Annotated in this window: 20 protein-coding genes; 11 read left to right on the top strand and 9 right to left on the bottom strand. The window is 68.9% G+C overall.

Going from position 1 to position 21,592, the window contains the following annotated elements; all coding sequences use genetic code 11:
* Positions 1 to 43 precede the first annotated feature (43 nt).
* The 5 genes from IE258_RS07375 to trxA all read left to right on the top strand — a co-directional run bounded on the left by IE258_RS07375 (position 44) and on the right by trxA (position 4,845).
* The gene (locus IE258_RS07375) at positions 44 to 1,741 is read left to right on the top strand and encodes a protein kinase family protein (protein ID WP_189740447.1); all 1,698 of its coding nucleotides are present in this window, start codon (positions 44 to 46) and stop codon (positions 1,739 to 1,741) included.
* A gap of 28 nt (positions 1,742 to 1,769) precedes the next feature.
* The gene (sigM, locus tag IE258_RS07370) at positions 1,770 to 2,480 is read left to right on the top strand and encodes an RNA polymerase sigma factor SigM (protein ID WP_189740444.1); all 711 of its coding nucleotides are present in this window, start codon (positions 1,770 to 1,772) and stop codon (positions 2,478 to 2,480) included.
* Entirely contained in the window at positions 2,477 to 3,346 is an 870-nt protein-coding gene (locus IE258_RS07365) for an anti-sigma factor family protein (protein ID WP_506417431.1), read from the top strand. The genes sigM and IE258_RS07365 overlap by 4 nt, the downstream gene beginning before the upstream one ends.
* A 158-nt stretch (positions 3,347 to 3,504) precedes the next feature.
* On the top strand, positions 3,505 to 4,473 hold the full coding sequence (trxB, locus tag IE258_RS07360; RefSeq protein WP_189740441.1) for a thioredoxin-disulfide reductase: 969 nt from the start codon (positions 3,505 to 3,507) through the stop codon (positions 4,471 to 4,473).
* Positions 4,474 to 4,512: 39 nt separating this feature from the next.
* A complete protein-coding gene (gene trxA, locus IE258_RS07355) occupies positions 4,513 to 4,845 on the top strand; it encodes a thioredoxin (RefSeq protein WP_159324936.1) in 333 nt (110 codons plus the stop codon).
* 99 nt (positions 4,846 to 4,944) lie between these two features.
* On the opposite strand, the gene IE258_RS07350 is transcribed toward trxA, so the two are convergent.
* The 9 genes from IE258_RS07350 to rpmH form a co-directional block, all read right to left on the bottom strand.
* Positions 4,945 to 5,562, bottom strand: a complete 618-nt coding sequence (locus tag IE258_RS07350) for a GNAT family N-acetyltransferase (RefSeq protein ID WP_159324937.1) — start codon at positions 5,560 to 5,562, stop codon at positions 4,945 to 4,947.
* 311 nt (positions 5,563 to 5,873) lie between these two features.
* Complete coding sequence (locus tag IE258_RS07345) at positions 5,874 to 6,980, bottom strand: ParB/RepB/Spo0J family partition protein (protein WP_159324938.1); 1,107 nt, start codon at positions 6,978 to 6,980, stop codon at positions 5,874 to 5,876.
* Entirely contained in the window at positions 6,977 to 8,050 is a 1,074-nt protein-coding gene (locus IE258_RS07340) for a ParA family protein (RefSeq protein WP_161379662.1), read from the bottom strand. Before IE258_RS07340 ends, IE258_RS07345 begins: the two co-directional genes overlap by 4 nt.
* Positions 8,051 to 8,311: 261 nt before the next feature.
* A complete protein-coding gene (gene rsmG, locus IE258_RS07335) occupies positions 8,312 to 9,031 on the bottom strand; it encodes a 16S rRNA (guanine(527)-N(7))-methyltransferase RsmG (RefSeq protein ID WP_189740438.1) in 720 nt (239 codons plus the stop codon).
* A gap of 125 nt (positions 9,032 to 9,156) precedes the next feature.
* Complete coding sequence (locus IE258_RS07330) at positions 9,157 to 9,669, bottom strand: Jag family protein (protein WP_159324940.1); 513 nt, start codon at positions 9,667 to 9,669, stop codon at positions 9,157 to 9,159.
* Positions 9,670 to 9,684: 15 nt separating this feature from the next.
* On the bottom strand, positions 9,685 to 10,992 hold the full coding sequence (yidC, locus tag IE258_RS07325; protein WP_189740435.1) for a membrane protein insertase YidC: 1,308 nt from the start codon (positions 10,990 to 10,992) through the stop codon (positions 9,685 to 9,687).
* Positions 10,993 to 10,995: 3 nt separating this feature from the next.
* Positions 10,996 to 11,370 carry a membrane protein insertion efficiency factor YidD gene (yidD, locus tag IE258_RS07320; protein ID WP_189740432.1) on the bottom strand — a complete coding sequence of 125 codons (375 nt, stop codon included), beginning with the start codon at positions 11,368 to 11,370 and terminating at the stop codon, positions 10,996 to 10,998.
* Entirely contained in the window at positions 11,367 to 11,738 is a 372-nt protein-coding gene (gene rnpA / locus IE258_RS07315; RefSeq protein ID WP_037922188.1) for a ribonuclease P protein component, read from the bottom strand. The genes yidD and rnpA overlap by 4 nt, the downstream gene beginning before the upstream one ends.
* Before the next feature lie 21 nt (positions 11,739 to 11,759).
* Complete coding sequence (gene rpmH, locus IE258_RS07310; protein ID WP_003975051.1) at positions 11,760 to 11,897, bottom strand: 50S ribosomal protein L34; 138 nt, start codon at positions 11,895 to 11,897, stop codon at positions 11,760 to 11,762.
* A gap of 377 nt (positions 11,898 to 12,274) precedes the next feature.
* Here rpmH and dnaA point away from each other — a divergent pair, with 377 nt between their 5' ends.
* From dnaA to gyrB, 6 genes are all read left to right on the top strand, one after another.
* Positions 12,275 to 14,266, top strand: coding sequence for a chromosomal replication initiator protein DnaA (gene dnaA, locus IE258_RS07305; RefSeq protein WP_189740429.1), 1,992 nt, complete (start codon positions 12,275 to 12,277; stop codon positions 14,264 to 14,266).
* Between the two features lie 869 nt (positions 14,267 to 15,135).
* Positions 15,136 to 16,266, top strand: coding sequence for a DNA polymerase III subunit beta (dnaN, locus tag IE258_RS07300; protein ID WP_052836777.1), 1,131 nt, complete (start codon positions 15,136 to 15,138; stop codon positions 16,264 to 16,266).
* 195 nt (positions 16,267 to 16,461) lie between these two features.
* Complete coding sequence (gene gnd, locus IE258_RS07295) at positions 16,462 to 17,337, top strand: phosphogluconate dehydrogenase (NAD(+)-dependent, decarboxylating) (RefSeq protein WP_159324944.1); 876 nt, start codon at positions 16,462 to 16,464, stop codon at positions 17,335 to 17,337.
* Positions 17,338 to 17,369: 32 nt separating this feature from the next.
* Entirely contained in the window at positions 17,370 to 18,491 is a 1,122-nt protein-coding gene (gene recF / locus IE258_RS07290; protein ID WP_159324945.1) for a DNA replication/repair protein RecF, read from the top strand.
* Positions 18,488 to 19,090 (top strand): DciA family protein, encoded by a 603-nt coding sequence (locus IE258_RS07285; protein WP_189740426.1) that lies wholly within the window; start codon positions 18,488 to 18,490, stop codon positions 19,088 to 19,090. The genes recF and IE258_RS07285 overlap by 4 nt, the downstream gene beginning before the upstream one ends.
* A 434-nt stretch (positions 19,091 to 19,524) precedes the next feature.
* A complete protein-coding gene (gyrB, locus tag IE258_RS07280; RefSeq protein ID WP_189740422.1) occupies positions 19,525 to 21,585 on the top strand; it encodes a DNA topoisomerase (ATP-hydrolyzing) subunit B in 2,061 nt (686 codons plus the stop codon).
* Positions 21,586 to 21,592: the final 7 nt, after the last annotated feature.

Here is a 21,592-nt window from a genome sequence, read left to right as displayed (position 1 = left end):
GGGAGTCGGCCGACGCGCACGGAATGGGGAGGCAGGAACGACGGTGGCGGAACGGAGCACAGCTGCCGTCGACGTGGCAGACAACAGCGGCGATGAGCCGCTGACCGCACAGGCGGACCAGTCCACGGCCGACGGGGTGGCCAACAACCGGGAGCGGGACACGGACAGCGACGAGGCACAGGGGAACCCCACGAGCGAGGAATCCGGCAAGGCCTCGCCTCCCGAACTGCACAGCGGGCACAAGCTCGCCAGACGCTACCGCCTCGAGGAGTGCGTCACCCGTCTGGACGGCTTCAGCAGTTGGCGGGCCGTCGACGAGAAGCTGCGCCGCGCGGTCGGAGTCCATCTCCTCCCCGCGGACCACGCGCGAGCCCGGTCCGTGCTGGCCGCGGCACGCTCCTCCGCCCTGCTCGGCGACCCCCGCTTCGTCCAGGTCCTGGACGCCGTCGAGGACAACGACCTCGTCTACGTCGTGCACGAGTGGCTCCCCGACGCCACCGAGCTGACCGCCCTCCTCGCCTCCGGACCTCTGGAGGTGTACGACGCCTACCAGATGGTCAGTCAGGTCGCCTCGGCCATGGCGGCCGCCCACCGCGAGGGCCTCGCCCATCTGCGCCTGAGCCCCAACGCGGTGCTGCGCACGTCGACGGGACAGTGGCGGATCCGCGGGCTCGCCGTCAACGCCGCGCTGCGCGGCATCAGTTCCGACACCCCGCAGCGCACCGACACCGAAGCCATCGGCGCCCTCCTGTACGCCGCGCTCACCCAGCGCTGGCCGTACGAGAGCGACGCGCACGGCCTGGCGGGTCTGCCCAAGGACATCGGGCTGATCCCGCCGGACCAGGTACGTGCCGGCGTCCACCGCGGCCTGTCCGAGCTGGCGATGCGGGCGCTCGCCAACGACGGCGCCACCGCCTCCCGCCACGAGGCTCCGTGCACCACGCCGGAGGAACTGGTGAAGGCGATCGGCGAGATGCCGCGCATCCGCCCGCCGGAGCCGACGTACGCCGCACCGCCGCAGTACCAGCGCACGGCCTACCAGCAGGGCGGGTACGGACGCCCGGCACCGCACCCCGGTGTCACCCAGCCCGCGCCGACGCCGCCGCCCCCGCTGCAGAGCCGTACCGGCAAGGCCCTGAAGTGGGGCGTCTCGGCCCTGCTGATCGCCGCGCTCGGCCTCGGCAGCTGGCAGCTCGCGGACGCCCTCATGGAACGGGGCGGCAAGGCCGACGACCCGAACCAGACGCAGACGGTGGACGGCGACAACGACAAGGGCACGAAGCCCCCTGCCTCCGGCAAGGCGGTCCCGATCGTCGGTGCGCGGGACTTCGACCCGTTCGGCGACCAGTCCGAGAAGCCGTCCGAGATAGGGAATGTCTACGACGGCAGCGCGTCCACCTACTGGCAGACGGACTACTACCTCAGTTCCGACTTCGGCCGCCTCAAGCCCGGGGTCGGCGTCATCCTGGACCTCGGCAAGGTGCAGCAGGTCGGCAAGGTGACCGTCACGTTCGTCGGGAACACATCCGTCGAGCTGCGCAGCGCGAGCAAGGACGCCACGGCGGAGCCCACCTCCTTCGACCAGTACGAAAAGGTCGCCGGGGGCTCGGGCACGACGGTGGAGCTCAAGCCCGGCAAGGCTGTCCAGAGCCGGTACCTCCTGGTGTGGCTCACCGATCTGCCGGTGCAGTCGGACGGGAACTGGCGCGGTCGACTGGCCGACGTCAAGGTGACCAGCTGACGGCATCTACCGCGGGGAGAGGGGTGTGATGGCGGGCGGCGCGACTCACGACGGAGTGACCGACCAGGATCTGCTCGCCCGCCACGTCGAGGGCGACCCCGACGCCTTCGGTGAGCTGGTGCGCCGTCACCGCGACCGTCTCTGGGCGGTGGCTCTGCGGACGCTGGGGGACCGCGAGGAGGCCGCCGACGCCGTCCAGGACGCCCTCGTCTCCGCCTACCGCGCCGCTCACACCTTCCGCGGGCAAGCGGCCGTCACCACCTGGTTGCACCGGATCACGGTGAACGCCTGTCTGGACCGTGCCCGCAAGGCCGCCTCGCGGAAGACCGCGCCCGTCGACGACACCGAGCGCATGGAGCAGCTACTGGAGCCGCACGAGTCGGCCTCCGCCCCCGCCGAGCGCAACGATCTGCACCGCCAGCTGCTGGAGGCCCTGGGCACCCTGCCGACCGACCAGCGGGCCGCTCTCGTGCTCGTCGACATGCAGGGCTACCCCGTCGCGGAGGCCGCCCGCATCCTCGACGTACCGGCCGGAACGATCAAGAGCCGCTGTGCCCGGGGCAGAGCCAGGCTCCTTCCGCTGCTCGCCCACCTGCGTCCGGACGGCAGCGGGGAGAGCAGGAAGCCCGGCCCGGAACGGAACCGGACGCAGGGGGCATCCGTCCCACCCGCAGCGGGACCATCGGAAGCAGGGCCAGGCGATTCAACCGCAGTGAAGGGCGGAGGTGGACGAGCGTGACGTCGTCGACGACAGACATGACCGGGCACCCGGATGTCGCGGAGATCGCCGACCTCGCCGAAGGGCTCCTGCCGACCACACGGACCACCGAAGTACAACAGCACCTGGACGGCTGCGAGCTCTGCGCGGACGTCTTCGCCTCGCTCACGGAGATCCAGGGACTGCTCGGCACCCTGCCTGCCCCGGCACCCATGCCGGACGACGTGGTCGCCCGTATCGACGCCGCTCTGGCAGCCGAGCCACCGCTGGGGATCGCCGACGGCACCCGTGTTTCACGTGAAACATCGGCACCCGCCGACCGGCCCGCCGGGCACGCCCGCCCCTCCTCCACGGGTCCCGGCCGCAAGGACCGCCGTCGAGGCGGGCGACGAAGGATCGCTGTCCTCGGCGCCGTGGCCGCCGCTGCCGCCATCGGAATCGGCTCGGTCGTCGTCTCCTCCCTCACCGAGGACAGCCCCTCCGGGAACACCGCCCGCGAGCAGCAGACCGCGATCGCGGACACCTTCTCCGAGGGTCGGCTCAAGGACAAGGTCACCAACCTCGTCGCGGACGGCAGTGCCGAGAACGGGTCCCGCACACCGCGCAGCTTCGGCATGGAGTCCGAGAACGGTGGCGAGACCGCCGAGAACCATGTCTTCAAGCAGCCGACCGTCCCGGAGTGCATCCGCAAGGGCATCGGTCGCGACGACGCTGTGATCGCCACGGAGTCGGGCGTCTACAAGGGCAAGGAAGCCCTGCTGGTGGTGCTGCCCGATGCCACCAACGACACCCGGGTCACCGCCTACATCGTCGAGACGGCGTGCGTGGATCAGCCCGCGGTCGGCAAGGCCAAGATCCTTCTCAAGCACTCCTACGCGCGTTCGTAGCGGTCTTCCCTTCCCCTCTACCAGCGAGCCGGATACTGCCGCCGTGTGCCCGGGCACGGCGGGAATGCGCGCCCCGTAGGATCCGTTAGGTGGGGTGAGAGTCTGAGTGCAGCTCCACCCGGCCCTGAAGACGCAGTCCAGAGACGAGGAATGAAGCCGTGAGCGACGTCCGAAACGTGATCATCATCGGCTCCGGGCCCGCCGGCTACACGGCGGCGCTCTACACCGCGCGAGCGTCCCTGAAGCCGCTGGTGTTCGAGGGTGCCGTCACCGCGGGCGGAGCGCTGATGAACACCACCGAGGTGGAGAACTTCCCCGGCTTCCAGGACGGCATCATGGGCCCCGAGCTCATGGACAACATGCGGGCCCAGGCGGAGCGCTTCGGTGCCGAGCTGATCCCGGACGACGTCGTGGCCGTCGACCTCAGTGGCGAGATCAAGACCGTCACCGACACCGCGGGCACGGTCCACCAGGCCAAGGCCGTGATCGTCACCACCGGCTCCCAGCACCGCAAGCTCGGCCTGCCCAACGAGGACGCCCTGTCCGGCCGCGGCGTCTCCTGGTGCGCGACCTGCGACGGCTTCTTCTTCAAGGACCAGGACATCGCCGTGATCGGCGGCGGTGACACCGCGATGGAGGAGGCCACGTTCCTCTCCCGCTTCGCGAAGTCCGTGACGATCGTCCACCGTCGGGACACCCTGCGCGCCTCCAAGGCGATGCAGGAGCGTGCCTTCGCCGACCCCAAGATCTCGTTCGTGTGGGACAGCGAGGTCGCCGAGGTCCAGGGCGAGCAGAAGCTCGCGGGCCTGAAGCTGCGCAACGTCAAGACCGGCGAACTCTCCGATCTGCCGGTGACCGGCCTGTTCATCGCGATCGGCCACGACCCGCGCACCGAGCTCTTCAAGGGCCAGCTCGACCTGGATCCGGAGGGCTACCTGAAGGTCGAAGCGCCTTCGACCCGCACCAACCTGACGGGTGTCTTCGGCGCCGGTGACGTGGTCGACCACACCTACCGCCAGGCGATCACCGCCGCGGGCACTGGCTGCTCCGCCGCTCTCGACGCCGAGCGCTACCTCGCCGCCCTCAGCGACGAGGACAAGGCGGAGCCCGAGAAGACCGCCGTCTGACCCACCCCAACCCCGCACCGACCCCTTAAGGAGCCCGCCGTGGCCGGCACCCTGAAGCATGTAACCGACGACTCCTTCGAGCAGGACGTCCTCAAGAACGACAAGCCCGTCCTGGTTGACTTCTGGGCCGCCTGGTGCGGTCCGTGCCGCCAGATCGCGCCGTCCCTCGAAGCGATCGCCGCCGAGTACGGCGACAAGATCGAGATCGTCAAGCTGAACATCGACGAGAACCCGGGTACGGCCGCCAAGTACGGCGTCATGTCCATCCCGACCCTGAACGTCTACCAGGGTGGCGAGGTCGCCAAGACCATCGTCGGCGCGAAGCCGAAGGCCGCGATCGTCCGCGACCTCGACGAGTTCATCGGCGACTGACGATCGCCGACCGACGTTTCACGTGAAACACGAATGGGCCGACCCGGACGGGTCGGCCCATTCGGCTTACTGCGCTCTCCGGTCTCTCCGGTGCCGTCACTACAGCGGACGCAACACCGGCTCCTTCTGAACAGCGCCGAGAAGGCGGTCCAGCGCCATCTCCACGTCTTCCTTCCAGGACAGCGTCGACCTCAGATCCAGCCTCAGTCGCGGATGCCGGGCATGCGGCCGGACCGTCTTGAAGCCCACCGCAAGGAGATGGTCCGCCGGCAGGACACAGGCGGGCTCCTTCCAGCGGGCGTCCCCGAACGCCTCGATCGCCTTGAAGCCTCGCCTCAGGAGATCCTTGGCGACCGTCTGGACCATCACCCGACCCAGTCCCTGCCCCTGGTAACCCGGCAACACGAACGCGGTCATCAGCTGGACCGCGTCGGAGGAGACCGGACTGGTGGGGAAGGCCGTTGAGCGCGGTACATACGCGGGCGGTGCGTAGAGAACGAAGCCCACCGGCACGTCATCGACATAGACCACCCGGCCGCACGACCCCCAGTCCAGCAGAACGGCGGAGATCCAGGACTCCTTCTCCAGGGCCGGCGTACCCGCCTTTACCGCGGCCTCGCCACTGACGGGATCCAGTTCCCAGAAGACGCACGAGCGACAGCGCTGGGGAAGGTCCTGAAGGTTGTCCAGCGTGAGCGGTACGAGCCGGCGCCCCATGAAGGCTGTCCCTCGCTTCCTTCCCCTGCCGCGTCGCGGGCGGCTGTCAGAGCGCTCCGTTCCCTGAGCAGGCTACCGAGGAACCCACCGACCGCGCCCAGTCCCAAGCCCGCGCTCACCAGTCCAGTGCGGCTCATCGATCGCATGGCCCCTGCCTTCCCCTCAGAGAGGTACTGCCAGGTACTGCCCAGGTGACAACGCCATCCCGATCGCATCGTATCCACGATGCGACGGCCCCGACACCGACGCAAAGCAAAGGGCGGGCCGTGTTCCGGTATGCACCGGACACGACCCGCCCTCAGGCCAGCCGATCAGGACTCGACGTCTCCGTCCCCGTCCCCGTCCTCCAGGAGGCCCTTCTGCAGCACGGGGCCCTCGCCCGGAGCGAGGCTTCCGAGGATCCGCTCAAGGTCGTCCATGGAAGCGAACTCGACGGTGATCTTGCCCTTCTTCTGTCCCAGGTCGACCTTCACACGCGTCTCGAAGCGGTCCGAGAGTCGCGTTGCCAGGTCCGAGAGCGCCGGGGACACCAGCGAGCCGGCCCTCGGGCCCTTCGCGCGCTGTGGCTTCTGCGGCCGGGACCCCATCAGGGTCACGATCTCCTCGACCGACCGCACCGAGAGCCCTTCAGCCACGATGCGATGCGCCAGCCGGTCCTGCTCCTCCGGGTCGTCGACGGACAGCAAGGCTCGGGCGTGCCCCGCGGAGAGGACGCCTGCGGCCACCCGGTTCTGCACCTTCGGAGAAAGCTTCAGCAGACGCAGTGTGTTGGACACCTGCGGGCGCGAGCGACCGATACGGTCCGCCAGCTGGTCGTGCGTGCAGTTGAAGTCCTTCAGCAGCTGGTCGTAGGCGAACGCCTCCTCCAGCGGGTTCAGCTGAGCGCGGTGCAGGTTCTCCAGAAGCGCGTCCAGAAGGAGCTTCTCGTCCTCCGTCGCCCGCACGATCGCCGGGATCGCGTCCAGCTCCAGCTCGCGGCAGGCACGGAAGCGCCGCTCACCCATGATGAGCTCATAGCGCCCGGGCTCCGTCGGCCGTACGACGACCGGCTGGAGGAGACCTACTTCCCTGATGGAGGTGACGAGCTCGGCCAGTGCGTCGTCGTCGAAGTCCTTGCGCGGCTGCTTCGGGTTCGGCGTGATGGCGTCGAGAGGGACCTCGGCGAAGTGCGCACCCAGGGGCGGCCGCAGCCCCTCCGCACCGTACGGTGCGGCCGGCTCTTCTGTTTCACGTGAAACATGCGGCAGCGTGGCCACCTTCGCCGCGGCCACTCCCCGCTCGTTCGGCAGCAGCGGCATGGTCCCGGGAGACGCGGAGGCCGCGGTTCCCAACGCCGCCGAGGCAACCGACTTCTCGGTCGGGGCGTTGGGGATCAGTGCGCCCAGACCACGACCCAACCCCCTCCGTCGCTCACTCACTGGATCCCCTCCACCATGCTCGGATCATTCTGGGCGCCGAGATGAGCGTGGGTCGCGTCGTAGTTGACGCCCACGCCCTTCAGCGCGATTTCACGGGCCGCCTCCAGGTAGGAGAGGGCTCCACTTGATCCTGGATCGTAGGTCAGCACCGTCTGCCCGTAGCTCGGGGCCTCGGAGATACGGACCGAGCGGGGAATGCTCGTCCGCAGCACCTCCTCGCCGAAGTGGCTGCGCACCTCGTCCGCGACCTGCGACGCGAGCCGCGTCCGTCCGTCGTACATGGTGAGGAGGATGGTCGAGACATGCAGCGTGGGGTTGAGATGTCCCCGCACCAGGTCGACGTTGCGCAGCAGCTGTCCCAGACCCTCCAGCGCGTAGTACTCACACTGGATGGGGATCAGGACCTCCTGGCCCGCGACCAGCGCGTTGACCGTCAGCAGGCCCAGGGAAGGCGGGCAGTCGATGAGGATGTAGTCCAGCGGCTGTTCATATGCCGTGATCGCCCGCTGGAGACGGCTCTCACGTGCGACCAGAGAGACCAGTTCGATCTCCGCACCGGCGAGATCGATCGTGGCGGGTGCGCAGAAGAGACCCTCTACATCAGGGACCGGCTGGACCACTTCCGACAGCGGTCGGCTCTCGACCAGCACGTCGTAGATGGAGGGCACATCCGCGTGATGGTCGATGCCCAGCGCGGTAGAGGCGTTGCCCTGCGGGTCGAGGTCGACGACCAGGACTCTCGCACCGTGCAGGGCGAGTGACGCGGCAAGGTTGACGGTCGTCGTCGTCTTGCCCACACCGCCCTTCTGGTTGGCTACGACCATGACCCGGGTCTGCTCGGGTCGAGGCAACCCCTCGCCGGCGCGACCCAGAGCCTCCACCGCGAGTTGGGCAGCACGACCGATCGGAGTGTCGTCCATCGGAGGCGGTGTTTCACGTGAAACATCCGCTCCCATCGACTCGGTACGGGGACCGGGGACCGGATCGGTCATCGGTCCCGCGATATTGGCGTCGGACCGCAAGGATTCACTCTCCTCGACTTCAGGCTCGCAATGAACAGAGCCTCCCATGCCTTCGGGGTCATGAACCAGTGAGGCCTGGTCTTCTGTGGAGAAATCCACCTCTGTGGACAACTCCGTACCCTCTCCGAGCGACCCGAGAGGCTTTCGGTCGCGGGGGTCGGCCGCGGCGCGGCCGCGGCTGATGATGCCGTGCAGCAGTGAGCGACGTTTCACGTGAAACACGATGCAGCGCAGCCCACGCCGAACTGTCGCGACACTCCGTCATACGCAAGCAGGGCAGCTTGTGTGGAGTACGGCGGGCCCTCGAGGCTATCCGCGGCGGCGGCGTGTCCGTCCGGTCCGGGCAGCCTTGGCCCGCTTGGCCGCGAAACGCACGCCACCGGGGCTCTCACCGACCTCGACCCGCACCACGGTGGACATGGGATCCACGACACCCTCCCCGACGTGCAGGATGGACGTCTCCTCCGCACCGAGCTTGCTCAGCGCCGCGGTCGCCGCCTTCAGCTCTTCCTCAGCCGTGTCGCCCTTGAGGGCGAGCATCTCGCCGTACGGGCGCAACAGCGGAATTCCCCAGGTGGCGAGGCGGTCCAGCGGAGCGACGGCGCGGGCCGTCACCACATGCACCGGTGGCAGCTTCCCCATGACCTCCTCGGCCCGGCCCCGCACGACGGTGACATGGTCCAGGCCCAGCAGCTCCACGACCTCGGCCAGGAAGTTCGTGCGGCGCAGCAGCGGCTCGAGAAGCGTGATCTTCAGGTCGTCCCGCACGAGCGCCAGCGGGATCCCGGGCAGGCCGGCTCCCGAGCCGACGTCGCACACCGTCACTCCCTCGGGCACGACCTCGGAGAGCACCGCGCAGTTCAGCAGATGCCGCTCCCAGAGCCGGGGCACTTCACGCGGACCGATCAGACCGCGCTTCACCCCCGCCTCGGCAAGCAGTTCCGCGTAGCGGACCGCGTCCGCGTAGCGATCACCGAACACGTCACGTGCCTGCTCGGGTACAGGGGGAAGCTCCGCTGCCTCCGACACGGGGACCGTCCTTCCGTACGGCACCGACGCCAGGGGCACCGGTGCCAGAACCACCAGAACTATCAGGCTGACAAAATTCGGCCCCGCCTGCGCAACAGACGGGGCCGGAGAAACGAGAGGACCGATCAGGCGGGAAGCACGACGACGAAGCGCTCCGGCTCCTCGCCCTCGGACTCACTGCGCAGCCCCGCGGCCTTGACCGCGTCGTGCACGACCTTGCGCTCGAAGGGCGTCATCGGCTGCAGCCGCACGGACTCGCCACTGCTCTTGGCCTCGGCCGCGGCCTTGGCGCCCAGCTCGGACAGCTCGGCGCGCTTGCCCGCCCGGTACCCGGCGATGTCGAGCATCAGTCGGCTGCGGTCGCCGGTCTCCCGGTGCACGGCCAGGCGCGTGAGCTCCTGCAGAGCCTCCAGCACCTCACCGTCCCGGCCGACCAGCTTCTGCAGATCCCTGCTCTTGCTGTCGCTGATGATCGAGACGGAGGCACGGTCGGCCTCGACGTCCATGTCGATGTCGCCGTCGAGGTCGGCGATGTCGAGCAGACCCTCCAGGTAGTCCGCGGCGATCTCGCCCTCCTGCTCGAGGCGGGTGAGGATGTCTGCACCCTCGGCAGCGGCGGAGGTGGTGCCTTCCGTCACGGGATGGACTCCTTCTTACTTCTTCGACGGGGACTTGGGCCGCTGCGGGCCCTTGCGCTGTCCGGACTGGGCCTTGCTGCGGCCACCGCCTCCGGACTTCTGCGCCGGCTTCTTGGCACCGGCGGCAGGCTTGGCCTGCTGCTTGGCGTCCTGCTTGCCGGCCGGCTCGGCGTCCTGCGGCTCGTCCGACTTGGTCAGCGACGTCTTTGCGTCGGTCTCACCGGCGGGCTTGGCCTGGCGCTGGGACTTGCTCTGCCGCTTGGGCTGCTGACGCTTGGGCTGGCCCGCGGGCGTCACGGTCGAGCCGTCCGCGCTCTGGGCGGCCACGGCGGTGTCGCTCTTCACCACGTTGCCGTCGGCCTGAGCCGCCAGGCCCGCCTTGTTCAGACCGTTGATGAACTTCCGCTCGGCCTCGTTGCGGTCCCGGCCCTTGGCGACGATGGCCTTCACGATGGCCTTCTCGCCTCGGCGGCGGGTCTTGCCGTGCTCGGTGACGCTCTTGTGCAGCCGCTCCAGGTAGGAGGCCTGCGCCTTCGAGCCCGGCGTCGGGTTGTTGCGGATGACGTACATCTGCTGGCCCATGGTCCACACGTTCGTGGTCAGCCAGTAGACGAGGACACCGACGGGGAAGTTGACACCGAAGACGGCGAACATGACGGGGAAGACGTACATCAGCATCTTCTGCTGCTGCATGAACGGCGTCTTCACCGTGGTGTCGACGTTCTTCGTCATCAGCTGGCGCTGGGTGAAGAACTGCGAGGCCGACATCAGCACGATCATGATCGCGGTGACCACGCGGACATCGGTCAGGGAGGCGCTGAGGGCGGCGACGTCGCTCTCGCTGCTGAAGAACTTGGAGGCCAGCGGGGCCCCGAAGATGTGCGCCTTCTGCGCGCTCTCGAGCAGGTCCTGGTTGACCGCACCGATGGTGTCGCCGGACGCGATGCCGTTGAGCACGTGGTACAGGGCGAAGAAGAACGGGGACTGCGCCAGGATGGGAAGGCACGAGGAGAGCGGGTTGGTGCCCGTCTCCTTGTACAGCTTCATCATCTCTTCGGACTGACGCTGCTTGTCGTTCTTGTAGCGCTCCTGGATCTTCTTCATCTCCGGCTGGAGCGTCTGCATCCCGCGCGTCGCCTTGATCTGCTTCACGAAGAGCGGGATCAGGCAGATACGGATGAGGATCACCAGGGACACGATGGACAGGCCCCAGGCCCATCCGGTGTCAGGTCCGAAGATCGCCCCGTACACCGTGTGGAACTGGACGATGACCCAGGAGACGGGCCAGGTGATGAAGCTGAAGAGGCTGGCAATCGTGTCCACTAATCATGCTCCTTGGGCATGGGGCGAGGTCTCTGCGGCCGGGCTCGAAGGCTCGGACCGGCTCGGATGAGCAGACCGTCCTTCGGTGGCCGGTTCGGCGGCGGAGGTCCCGCCCTTGCGTGCCCGCCAGGCGGCACGCAGCATTTCGTGCCACCGCGGGCGCTTGCGCGGCGGAACATGGTCCACGCCGCCCAGCGACCACGGATTGCACCGCAGGATGCGCCAGGCGGTGAGTGCCGTGCCCTTGACGGCTCCGTGCCGGTCGATGGCCGTGTAGCCGTAGTGGGAACACGACGGGTAGTACTTGCACACCGGCCCCAGCAGCGGACTGATCGTCCACTGGTAGAGCTTGATCAGAGCCAGCAGCGGGTACTTCATCGCGCGCCCCCTCCCAGTAGCCGCGCCAGGGCGGCGTCCAGGTCTCGGGCCAGCTGTGCATGGTCGGCGTCACCCGCACCGGGCAGCGCTCGTACGACTACCAGGCTACCGGGGGGCAACAGGTCGATCCGGTCGCGCATCAGATGGCGAAGCCTGCGCTTCACCTTGTTGCGCACGACCGCACCACCCACGGCTTTGCTCACGACGAAACCCGCACGTGTCCGGGGAGCGCTCTCCCCAGGCGCGTGCGGGTCCGTGGCACCGCTTCGTAGGTGGACGACGAGGGCCGGGCGGCCGGCCCGGCGGCCTCGTCGAACCGCGGTCGCGAAGTCCTCGCGCCGCCTCAGCCGGTTCTCGGTGGGCAGCACGATGTCATGACCTGACCGGGATCAGGCGGACAGACGGGCGCGGCCCTTGCTGCGGCGGGTCGCGAGAATCGCGCGGCCGGCACGGGTACGCATACGCAGCCGGAAGCCGTGGGTCTTCGCGCGGCGACGGTTGTTCGGCTGGAAGGTGCGCTTGCTCACTCGGGGGCTCCAGAAAGATTCGGGTGTTGGCGGGGTGCCGTCCTGGCTGTCACCGTGCGCCCACGAGTAGCTCGCGTTACGCCCGAGTGCACCGCTTTTCGATCACCTTGGACGTGACCTGTGCCCATCGGAGGCAGGCGGCAGCAGCCATCGACAACTCGACCTGGTTACGGTACGTGCGACTGCGCCATTCGGTCAAACCAGCGGTGACCGGGAGACACTTGTCCACAGGCTGGGGACAACAACTTGAACCCTACCCGTCGCGCTGACTACCGTGACTGGACTCCGATTCGTTCCCTTATCCCTGCCCCACCCGAGTTTCATCCCGACCCGTCCCCGAATCACACCTTCGAGGGACTCGTGAGAGAGCGTGCCCTGTGGCTGACGTACCTGCCGATCTTGCCGCAGTGTGGCCACGCGTATTGGAGCAACTTCTCGGAGAGGGCCGCGGGCAGGGCGTCGAGTCGAAGGACGAGCACTGGATCCGGCGCTGCCAGCCGCTCGCGCTGGTCGCCGACACCGCCCTGCTCGCCGTACCGAACGAATTTGCGAAGGGCGTACTGGAGGGCCGCCTCGCACCGATCGTCAGCGAGACCCTGACCCGCGAGTGCGGGCGCCCGATCCGCATCGCGATCACCGTCGACGACACCGCGGGCGAGCCCGCCGGCCCCGCCGCCCCCGCTCCGCAGGCGCCTCCCTCCCGCCCCCAGCCCCGTTACGAGGAGCCCGAGCTCCCCGCCCCCGGACCGGGCGGCCGCGAGGAGTACCGCGACCGGGACGAGTACGAGGGATACGGCCGAAACCGCGCCGACCAGCTCCCCACCGCGCGGCCCGCCTACCCGCAGGAGTACCAGCGCCCCGAGCCCGGCTCCTGGCCCCGCCCCACGCAGCAGGACGACTACGGCTGGCAGCAGCAGCGCCTCGGCTTCCCGGAGCGGGGCCCCTACGCGTCCCCGGCGCAGGAGCCGTACGGCCAGGAGCCGCCGCCGTACCCCCACGAGCCTCACACCCCGTACCAGCAGGACTACCGCCCGCAGCCCCCCGAGCGCCCCTCGTACGACAGCCAGCGCGGCGAGTACGAACAGTCGCGGGGCGACTACGACAAACCCCGCGGCGACTACGACCAGCAGCGCGGCGGGGACTACGACAAACCGCGCGGGGACTACGACCAGCAGCGCGGCGACTACGAGCAGCGCGGCCCGCGCCGCGAGCTGCCCGATCCCCCGGCCGGTTCCGGACACGTCCACCGCGGCGGCCCCGTCGGCCCCGGACCCGCCACCGGGGCGCCCGGACCGCTGGCCGCGCAGCCCGCGCCGGCGACCGGCCCCGGCGAGCCGACCGCGCGCCTGAACCCGAAGTACCTCTTCGACACCTTCGTCATCGGCGCCTCCAACCGCTTCGCCCACGCGGCGGCCGTCGCCGTCGCCGAAGCGCCCGCCAAGGCCTACAACCCCCTCTTCATCTACGGGGAGTCGGGACTCGGCAAGACCCACCTCCTGCATGCCATCGGGCACTACGCGCGCAGCCTCTACCCGGGCACGCGTGTGCGCTACGTCAGCTCGGAGGAGTTCACCAACGAGTTCATCAACTCCATCCGCGACGGCAAGGGCGACAGCTTCCGCAAGCGCTACCGCGAGATGGACATCCTGCTCGTCGACGACATCCAGTTCCTCGCGGACAAGGAGTCGACGCAGGAGGAGTTCTTCCACACCTTCAACACCCTCCACAACGCCAACAAGCAGATCGTGCTGTCCTCGGACCGGCCGCCCCGGCAGCTGGTGACCCTGGAGGACCGGCTGCGGAACCGTTTCGAGTGGGGCCTGACCACCGACGTCCAGCCGCCCGAGCTGGAGACGCGCATCGCGATCCTGCGCAAGAAGGCGGTGCAGGAGCAGCTCAACGCCCCGCCGGAGGTCCTGGAGTTCATCGCCTCCCGTATCTCGCGCAACATCCGCGAGCTTGAGGGGGCGCTGATCCGGGTGACGGCCTTCGCGTCGCTCAACCGGCAGCCGGTCGACCTGGGCCTCACCGAGATCGTCCTCAAGGACCTGATCCCGGGCGGCGAGGACTCCGCCCCCGAGATCACGTCCACGGCCATCATGGGCGCCACCGCCGACTACTTCGGCCTCACCGTCGAGGACCTGTGCGGCACCTCGCGCGGGCGCGCCCTGGTGACGGCCCGCCAGATCGCCATGTACCTCTGCCGCGAGCTGACGGACCTCTCGCTGCCGAAGATCGGCGCCCTGTTCGGCGGCCGCGACCACACGACGGTGATGCACGCCGACCGCAAGATCCGCAATCTGATGGCCGAGCGGCGCTCGATCTACAACCAGGTGACCGAGCTGACCAACCGCATCAAGAACGGCTGACGACCGCCGGCCACCGGCCACGAGGGCGCTCCTGGATCCGCAGGAGCGCCCTTCGCGTGTCCGCGGGCCCGCACTGCTGTCCTGACCGCTGTTCGAATACCTGCCGGGTTACGGGCGTCCTCCACAGATTGGGCCACTTTTTTCCGTCCACACCTTGGGGACTGGGAAGTTGTCCCGATCCTGTCCACAGGCCAGGCTGGTGAGGGATCATCAGGGCAGGTCAGCTCCCTGTGGATTCGTGGACGAAGGATCTCCACAGGCTGTGGACAAAGAAATGATCCACAGGCTGTGCATCCAGTTGTCCACGGGCAACCCACAGGAAGGACGGGGTTGTCCCCAGCGATCCCCAGCTTCTCCACATGCTTGTCCACTGTTCGGCAACGTGACGCGCCCCGTCACCGCGTCGAGTGAAAGCCGTCACACCAGGCTGCCTGGTTGGGCTGTGGGAAACGTGGGTAAAGCTGGGGACGGCGTTGGGGAGAAGTCGCCTCTCCCTGTGCACGGTGTGTGCAGAACTTTCCGTTCTCCACAGAAGGGCCCGGTTGTCCACCGGCTCCGCCCACAGGGTCCGTGGACAAAATCTACGGGCTGACCTGGGCAAACGAGGTTATCCACGGTATCCACAGGCCCTACTACTACTGACGACTAGAGAGAGAGCGGAATTCGTTTCGAAGCGGGTCCTGTGCACAACTCGCCCTCTCGAGCCCGACCGCCCCTCGTCACGACTTGACCCCGAACGGCACCTACTGTCAGTGGGGTGCGTCAGACTGGTCCCCGGTGTTCTGCCCCTCACAGCGGCGGACGACACCGGTCAGACGACGAAGGCGAAGCAGGGCGAGCAGCGCCGGCAACAGCAGGAGGCGGCAACAGTGAAGATCCGGGTGGAACGCGACGTACTCGCGGAGGCAGTGGCCTGGGCGGCTCGCAGCCTCCCGGCCCGTCCGCCGGCGCCGGTCCTCGCGGGCCTGCTGCTGAAGGCCGAGGAGGGGCAGCTGAGCCTGTCCAGCTTCGACTACGAGGTCTCGGCGCGGGTGTCCGTGGAGGCGGAGATCGAGGAGGAGGGCACCGTCCTCGTCTCGGGTCGGCTGCTCGCGGACATCTCCCGCGCCCTCCCCAACCGGCCGGTGGAGATTTCCACAGACGGTGTACGGGCGACGGTGGTCTGCGGCTCCTCGCGGTTCACTCTCCACACCCTGCCGGTGGAGGAGTACCCGGCGCTGCCGCAGATGCCGGAGGCGACCGGCACGGTCCCGGGCGAGGTCTTCGCCTCGGCCGTGCAGCAGGTGGCCATCGCCGCGGGCCGCGACGACACGCTGCCCGTCCTGACCGGTGTGCGCATCGAGATCGAGGGCGACTCGGTGACGCTGGCCTCCACCGACCGCTACCGCTTCGCGGTCCGCGAGTTCCTGTGGAAGCCGGAGAACCCGGACATCTCCGCGGTCGCCCTGGTGCCCGCCAAGACGCTCCAGGACACCGCCAAGGCGCTGACCAGCGGTGACCAGGTGATCCTGGCGCTGTCCGGTTCGGGCGCGGGCGAGGGTCTGATCGGTTTCGAGGGCGCGGGCCGCCGGACGACGACGCGACTGCTGGAGGGCGACCTCCCGAAGTACAAGACGCTCTTCCCGACCGAGTTCAACAGCGTCGCGGTGATCGAGACCGCCCCCTTCGTGGAGGCCGTCAAGCGCGTGGCCCTGGTCGCCGAGCGCAACACCCCGGTGCGGCTCAGCTTCGAGCAGGGCGTCCTCATCCTGGAGGCCGGCTCCAGCGACGACGCACAGGCTGTGGAAAGGGTCGACGCCCAGCTGGAGGGCGACGACATCTCGATCGCCTTCAACCCGACCTTCCTGCTGGACGGTCTGAGCGCGATCGACTCCCCGGTCGCCCAGCTGTCCTTCACGACCTCCACGAAGCCGGCCCTGCTCAGCGGCAAGCCCGCGGTGGACGCCGAGGCGGACGAGGCCTACAAGTACCTGATCATGCCGGTGCGGCTGAGCGGCTGAGCCGCGTCAGGCCGGTGGCTGTCCACAGGGTGGGGAAGAACCCGCAGGTGGGGGCATACGTCTGAGCGCGTATGCCCACAGCTGTGCACGGGCGTGCGGGTTTAGGCTCGACGCGGGTACGAAAGTGCCGCGGCACGCATCCGGCGGGTTCGGAGGTGCCGCCTTGCCACCTCGCACACCTAAGGAACGCAACTGATGGAGCTCGGTCTCGTCGGCCTCGGCAAGATGGGCGGCAACATGCGCGAGCGGATCCGCCGCGCGGGCCACACCGTCGTCGGATACGACCGCAATCCGGACCTCGCCGACGTCCACAGCCTGGAAGAGCTTGTGGGCAAGCTCAGCGCACCGCGCGTGGTGTGGGTGATGGTCCCGGCGGGCGAGGCCACCCAGGCCACCGTCGACCGGCTCGGCGAGCTGCTGGAGCCCGGCGACGTGGTCGTGGACGGCGGCAACTCCCGCTGGACGGACGACGAGAAGCACGCCGAGGAGCTGGCGGCCAAGGGCATAGGCTTCGTCGACTGCGGCGTCTCCGGCGGCGTGTGGGGCCTGGAGAACGGCTACGCGCTGATGTACGGCGGCGACGCGGAGAACGTCGCCAAGGTGCAGCCGGTCTTCGACGCCCTCAAGCCGGAGGGCGACTTCGGTGCCGTGCACGCCGGCAAGGTGGGCGCCGGCCACTTCGCGAAGATGGTTCACAACGGCATCGAGTACGCGATGATGCAGGCCTACGCCGAGGGCTGGGAGCTGCTGGAGAAGGTCGACTCCGTGGAGAACGTCCGCGAGGTCTTCCGTTCCTGGCAGGAGGGCACGGTGATCCGTTCCTGGCTGCTCGACCTGGCGGTCAACGCGCTCGACGACGACGAGCACCTGAACGGGCTCCGGGGTTATGCACAGGACTCCGGTGAGGGACGCTGGACTGTGGAGGCGGCGATCGACAACGCGGTGCCGCTGCCCGCGATCACGGCCTCCCTCTTCGCGCGGTTCGCGTCCCGGCAGGACGACTCGCCGCAGATGAAGATGATCGCCGCGCTGCGGAACCAGTTCGGCGGCCACGCGGTCGAGAAGAAGTAGGCACCACCAGTTGGGGAGGTCGGCGAACGACCATGCACGTCACGCATCTGTCGCTGGCCGACTTCCGTTCGTACGCCCGGGTCGAGGTGCCCCTGGACCCGGGCGTCACCGCCTTCGTCGGCCCGAACGGGCAGGGCAAGACGAACCTGGTCGAGGCGGTCGGCTACCTCGCCACCCTCGGCAGCCACCGGGTCTCCTCCGACGCGCCGCTGGTGCGCATGGGCGCCGAGCGTGCCGTGATCCGCGCCCAGGTCCGGCAGGGCGAGCGGCAGCAGCTGATCGAGCTGGAGCTGAACCCGGGCAAGGCCAACCGCGCCCGCATCAACAGGTCCTCGCAGGTCAGACCGCGTGACGTACTGGGCATCGTGCGCACCGTGCTGTTCGCGCCGGAGGACCTCGCCCTGGTCAAGGGCGACCCCGGTGAGCGGCGCCGGTTCCTGGACGAGCTGATCACCGCACGCTCCCCGCGGATGGCCGGGGTGCGCGCCGACTACGACCGGGTCCTCAAGCAGCGCAACACCCTGCTGAAGTCGGCCGCGCTGGCCCGCCGGCACGGTGGGCGGACGATGGACCTGTCCACGCTCGACGTCTGGGACCAGCACCTCGCGCGCGCGGGCGCCGAACTGCTCGCCCAGCGCCTGGACCTGATCGCGGCCGTGCAGCCGCTGGCCGACAAGGCGTACGAGCAGCTGGCCCCGGGCGGCGGCCCCCTCGCCCTGGAGTACAAGCCGTCGGCGCCCGGCGAGGCGCACACGCGTGAGGACCTGTACGAGCAGCTGATGGCGGCGCTCGCCGAGGCGCGCAAGCAGGAGATCGAGCGGGGCGTCACCCTGATCGGTCCGCACCGGGACGACCTGCTGCTCAAGCTGGGCTCCCTGCCCGCCAAGGGGTACGCCTCCCACGGGGAGTCGTGGTCGTACGCGCTGGCGCTGCGGCTGGCCTCGTTCGACCTGTTGCGGGCCGAGGGCAACGAGCCGGTGCTGGTGCTGGACGACGTCTTCGCCGAGCTGGACGCGCGGCGCCGGGAGCGGCTGGCCGAGCTGGTGGCGCCCGGGGAGCAGGTGCTGGTGACGGCCGCGGTCGACGACGACGTGCCGCATGTGCTGGCGGGAGCGCGGTTCACGGTGGCGGAGGGGACGGTGGAGCGCGTATGAGCGCCGACGAGCCGGCCCCCAGGCGTCCCGGCGACCCCGGAAAAGCCCCCGAAGCCCCCAATGCCTCCAAAGCCCTGGGGAAAGGCGGCCGGGAGCCCTCCGGCGTCGACCTCGCGCGCGTGGCGCTCAGGGCGGCGCGGGAGGCGGCACGCGCGCGTGGGGACGTGGCCCAGCAGAAGAAGCAGGCGCGGCGCGGGGGCCTGCGCTCCGGGGCGCGGGCCGACGGCCGTGACCCCATGGCGCTGGGTTCCGCGATCAACCGGCTGATCACCGAGCGCGGCTGGGAGACACCGGCGGCGGTGGGCGGGGTGATGGGCCGCTGGCCGCAGATCGTCGGCGAGGACGTGGCGAAGCACTGTGTGCCCGAGCGCTACGACGAGGACGAGCGGGTGCTGGTGGTGCGCTGCGACTCGACGGCGTGGGCGACGAACCTGCGGCTGCTGGCGCCGACGCTGGTGGCCCGTCTCAACGAGGACCTCGGGCACGGGTCGGTGCGGCTGATCAAGGTCCTGGGACCCGGTGGTCCGGCTGGTCCGGGCCGGCGCTACGGGCCGTTGCGGGCGCCCGGCAGCCAGGGTCCGGGCGACACCTACGGGTGATGCGCGGGCGGCCTGGCACCCCGTCAGGCATGCGTGATGTACCTCACAAAAATCGGCGCCGCCGACCGGACGAAACGGCCGGGGCGTGCTCTGTCGTACCCCTGCGCGGGGCTTCGGAGCGGGATCTGACTCCCAAGTAGCAAAGGGTTGACGCCTCGAAGCGCTGAGTGCCGTTGTGAGCCTCTTGAGGCCCCCATCCGCATATCGGGAGTCGGACGAGCCTCGTTCAGGGCGGCACATGCGGACTCAGGTACCGGCAAACCCCCATCAGTGTCAGTGGTACCGGTAGAATGAGAGAGAATCCCGCCCCGACCGTGGGGACCGTCCGGGACTAGCTGAGCAACGCTGATCAAGGCTTACCAACGCAACATGCCGCAGCCGCTCCGGCAACCTGCCGACGAGCCCGGCTCGTGCTGTGCCAGAAAGGGCGCTTCGTGGCCGATTCCGGCAACCCCAACGAGAACAACCCGTCCACCGACACCGGCGTGAACGACGCGGTGAGCACCCCGCACGGCGATGCTTCCGCGTCGTACGACGCCAGTGCCATCACCGTCCTCGAGGGTCTGGACGCGGTCCGCAAGCGACCCGGTATGTACATCGGTTCGACCGGTGAGCGGGGCCTGCACCACCTGGTGCAGGAGGTCGTGGACAACTCCGTCGACGAGGCACTCGCCGGTCACGCGGACACGATCGACGTGACGATCCTCGCCGACGGCGGCGTCCGGGTCGTCGACAACGGACGCGGCATCCCGGTGGGCATCGTCCCCTCCGAGGGCAAGCCCGCCGTCGAGGTCGTGCTGACCGTGCTGCACGCGGGCGGCAAGTTCGGCGGCGGCGGCTACGCGGTCTCCGGTGGTCTGCACGGCGTGGGCGTCTCCGTCGTCAACGCCCTCTCCACGAGGGTCGCGGTGGAGGTCAAGACCGACGGCTACCGCTGGACGCAGGAGTACAAGCTGGGCGTCCCCACGGCGTCGCTCGCCCGGCACGAGGCCACCGAGGAGACCGGCACGACGGTCACCTTCTGGGCCGACGGCGACATCTTCGAGACCACGGACTACTCCTTCGAGACGCTCTCCCGGCGTTTCCAGGAGATGGCCTTCCTCAACAAGGGCCTCAGGATCAACCTCACCGACGAGCGCGAGTCGGCGAAGGCCACCGCCGGTGCGGACGAGGCGGGCGAGGACGAGAAGCACGAGGACAAGAGCGTCTCGTACCACTACGAGGGCGGCATCGTCGACTTCGTGACGTACCTCAACTCCCGCAAGGGAGAGCTGGTGCACCCCACCGTGATCGACCTGGAGGCCGAGGACAAGGACAAGAGCCTGTCCCTCGAGGTCGCGATGCAGTGGAACGGCGGCTACACGGAGGGTGTGTACTCCTTCGCCAACATCATCCACACGCACGAGGGCGGTACGCACGAGGAGGGCTTCCGCGCGGCGCTCACCTCGCTGATCAACAAGTACGCGCGGGACAAGAAGCTGCTGCGCGAGAAGGACGACAACCTCACGGGTGACGACATCCGCGAGGGTCTGACGGCGATCATCTCGGTGAAGCTGAGCGAGCCCCAGTTCGAGGGCCAGACCAAGACGAAGCTGGGCAACACCGAGGTGAAGACCTTCGTCCAGAAGGTCGTCTACGAGCACCTGACGGACTGGCTCGACCGCAACCCCAACGAGGCCGCGGACATCATCCGCAAGGGCATCCAGGCGGCCCACGCGCGCGTGGCGGCGCGCAAGGCCCGCGACCTGACGCGCCGCAAGGGCCTGCTGGAGTCGGCCTCGCTGCCGGGCAAGCTGTCCGACTGCCAGTCGAACGACCCGACCAAGTGCGAGATCTTCATCGTCGAGGGCGACTCCGCCGGCGGCTCGGCCAAGTCCGGCCGGAACCCGCAGTACCAGGCGATCCTCCCGATCCGCGGCAAGATCCTCAACGTCGAGAAGGCGCGCATCGACCGGATCCTGCAGAACCAGGAGATCCAGGCGATGATCTCCGCGTTCGGCACCGGTGTGCACGAGGACTTCGACATCGAGAAGCTCCGCTATCACAAGATCATTCTGATGGCGGACGCCGACGTGGACGGCCAGCACATCAACACCCTGCTGCTGACCTTCCTGTTCCGCTTCATGCGGCCGCTGGTCGAGTCCGGGCACGTGTACCTGTCCCGCCCGCCGCTGTACAAGATCAAGTGGGGCCGGGACGACTTCGAGTACGCGTACTCCGACCGCGAGCGCGACGCGCTGATCGAGATGGGCCGCAACGCGGGCAAGCGCATCCGCGAGGACTCCGTGCAGCGCTTCAAGGGCCTCGGCGAGATGAACGCCGAGGAGCTGCGCATCACGACCATGGACCAGGAGCACCGGGTGCTCGGCCAGGTCACGCTCGACGACGCCGCGCAGGCCGACGACCTGTTCTCGGTGCTGATGGGCGAGGACGTCGAGGCCCGGCGCGCGTTCATCCAGCGCAACGCCAAGGACGTCCGCTTCCTCGACATCTGAGTCGGTC

Origin of the sequence: Streptomyces tendae, from assembly GCF_014650435.1 — a bacterium.
In the GTDB taxonomy this organism is placed as follows: domain Bacteria; phylum Actinomycetota; class Actinomycetes; order Streptomycetales; family Streptomycetaceae; genus Streptomyces; species Streptomyces tendae.
This window is presented reverse-complemented; position numbering and strand designations above follow the sequence as displayed.

What these genes read in the sequence shown, in the direction of transcription:
- sigM (WP_189740444.1), top strand. Translation starts at nt 1,770, where the DNA reads ATGGCGGGCGGCGCGACTCACGACGGAGTGACCGACCAGGATCTGCTC.
- IE258_RS07350 (WP_159324937.1), bottom strand. Translation starts at nt 5,562, where the DNA reads ATGGGGCGCCGGCTCGTACCGCTCACGCTGGACAACCTTCAGGACCTT.
- IE258_RS07340 (WP_161379662.1), bottom strand. Translation starts at nt 8,050, where the DNA reads ATGGGAGGCTCTGTTCATTGCGAGCCTGAAGTCGAGGAGAGTGAATCC.
- yidD (WP_189740432.1), bottom strand. Translation starts at nt 11,370, where the DNA reads ATGAAGTACCCGCTGCTGGCTCTGATCAAGCTCTACCAGTGGACGATC.
- gnd (WP_159324944.1), top strand. Translation starts at nt 16,462, where the DNA reads ATGGAGCTCGGTCTCGTCGGCCTCGGCAAGATGGGCGGCAACATGCGC.
- recF (WP_159324945.1), top strand. Translation starts at nt 17,370, where the DNA reads ATGCACGTCACGCATCTGTCGCTGGCCGACTTCCGTTCGTACGCCCGG.
- IE258_RS07285 (WP_189740426.1), top strand. Translation starts at nt 18,488, where the DNA reads ATGAGCGCCGACGAGCCGGCCCCCAGGCGTCCCGGCGACCCCGGAAAA.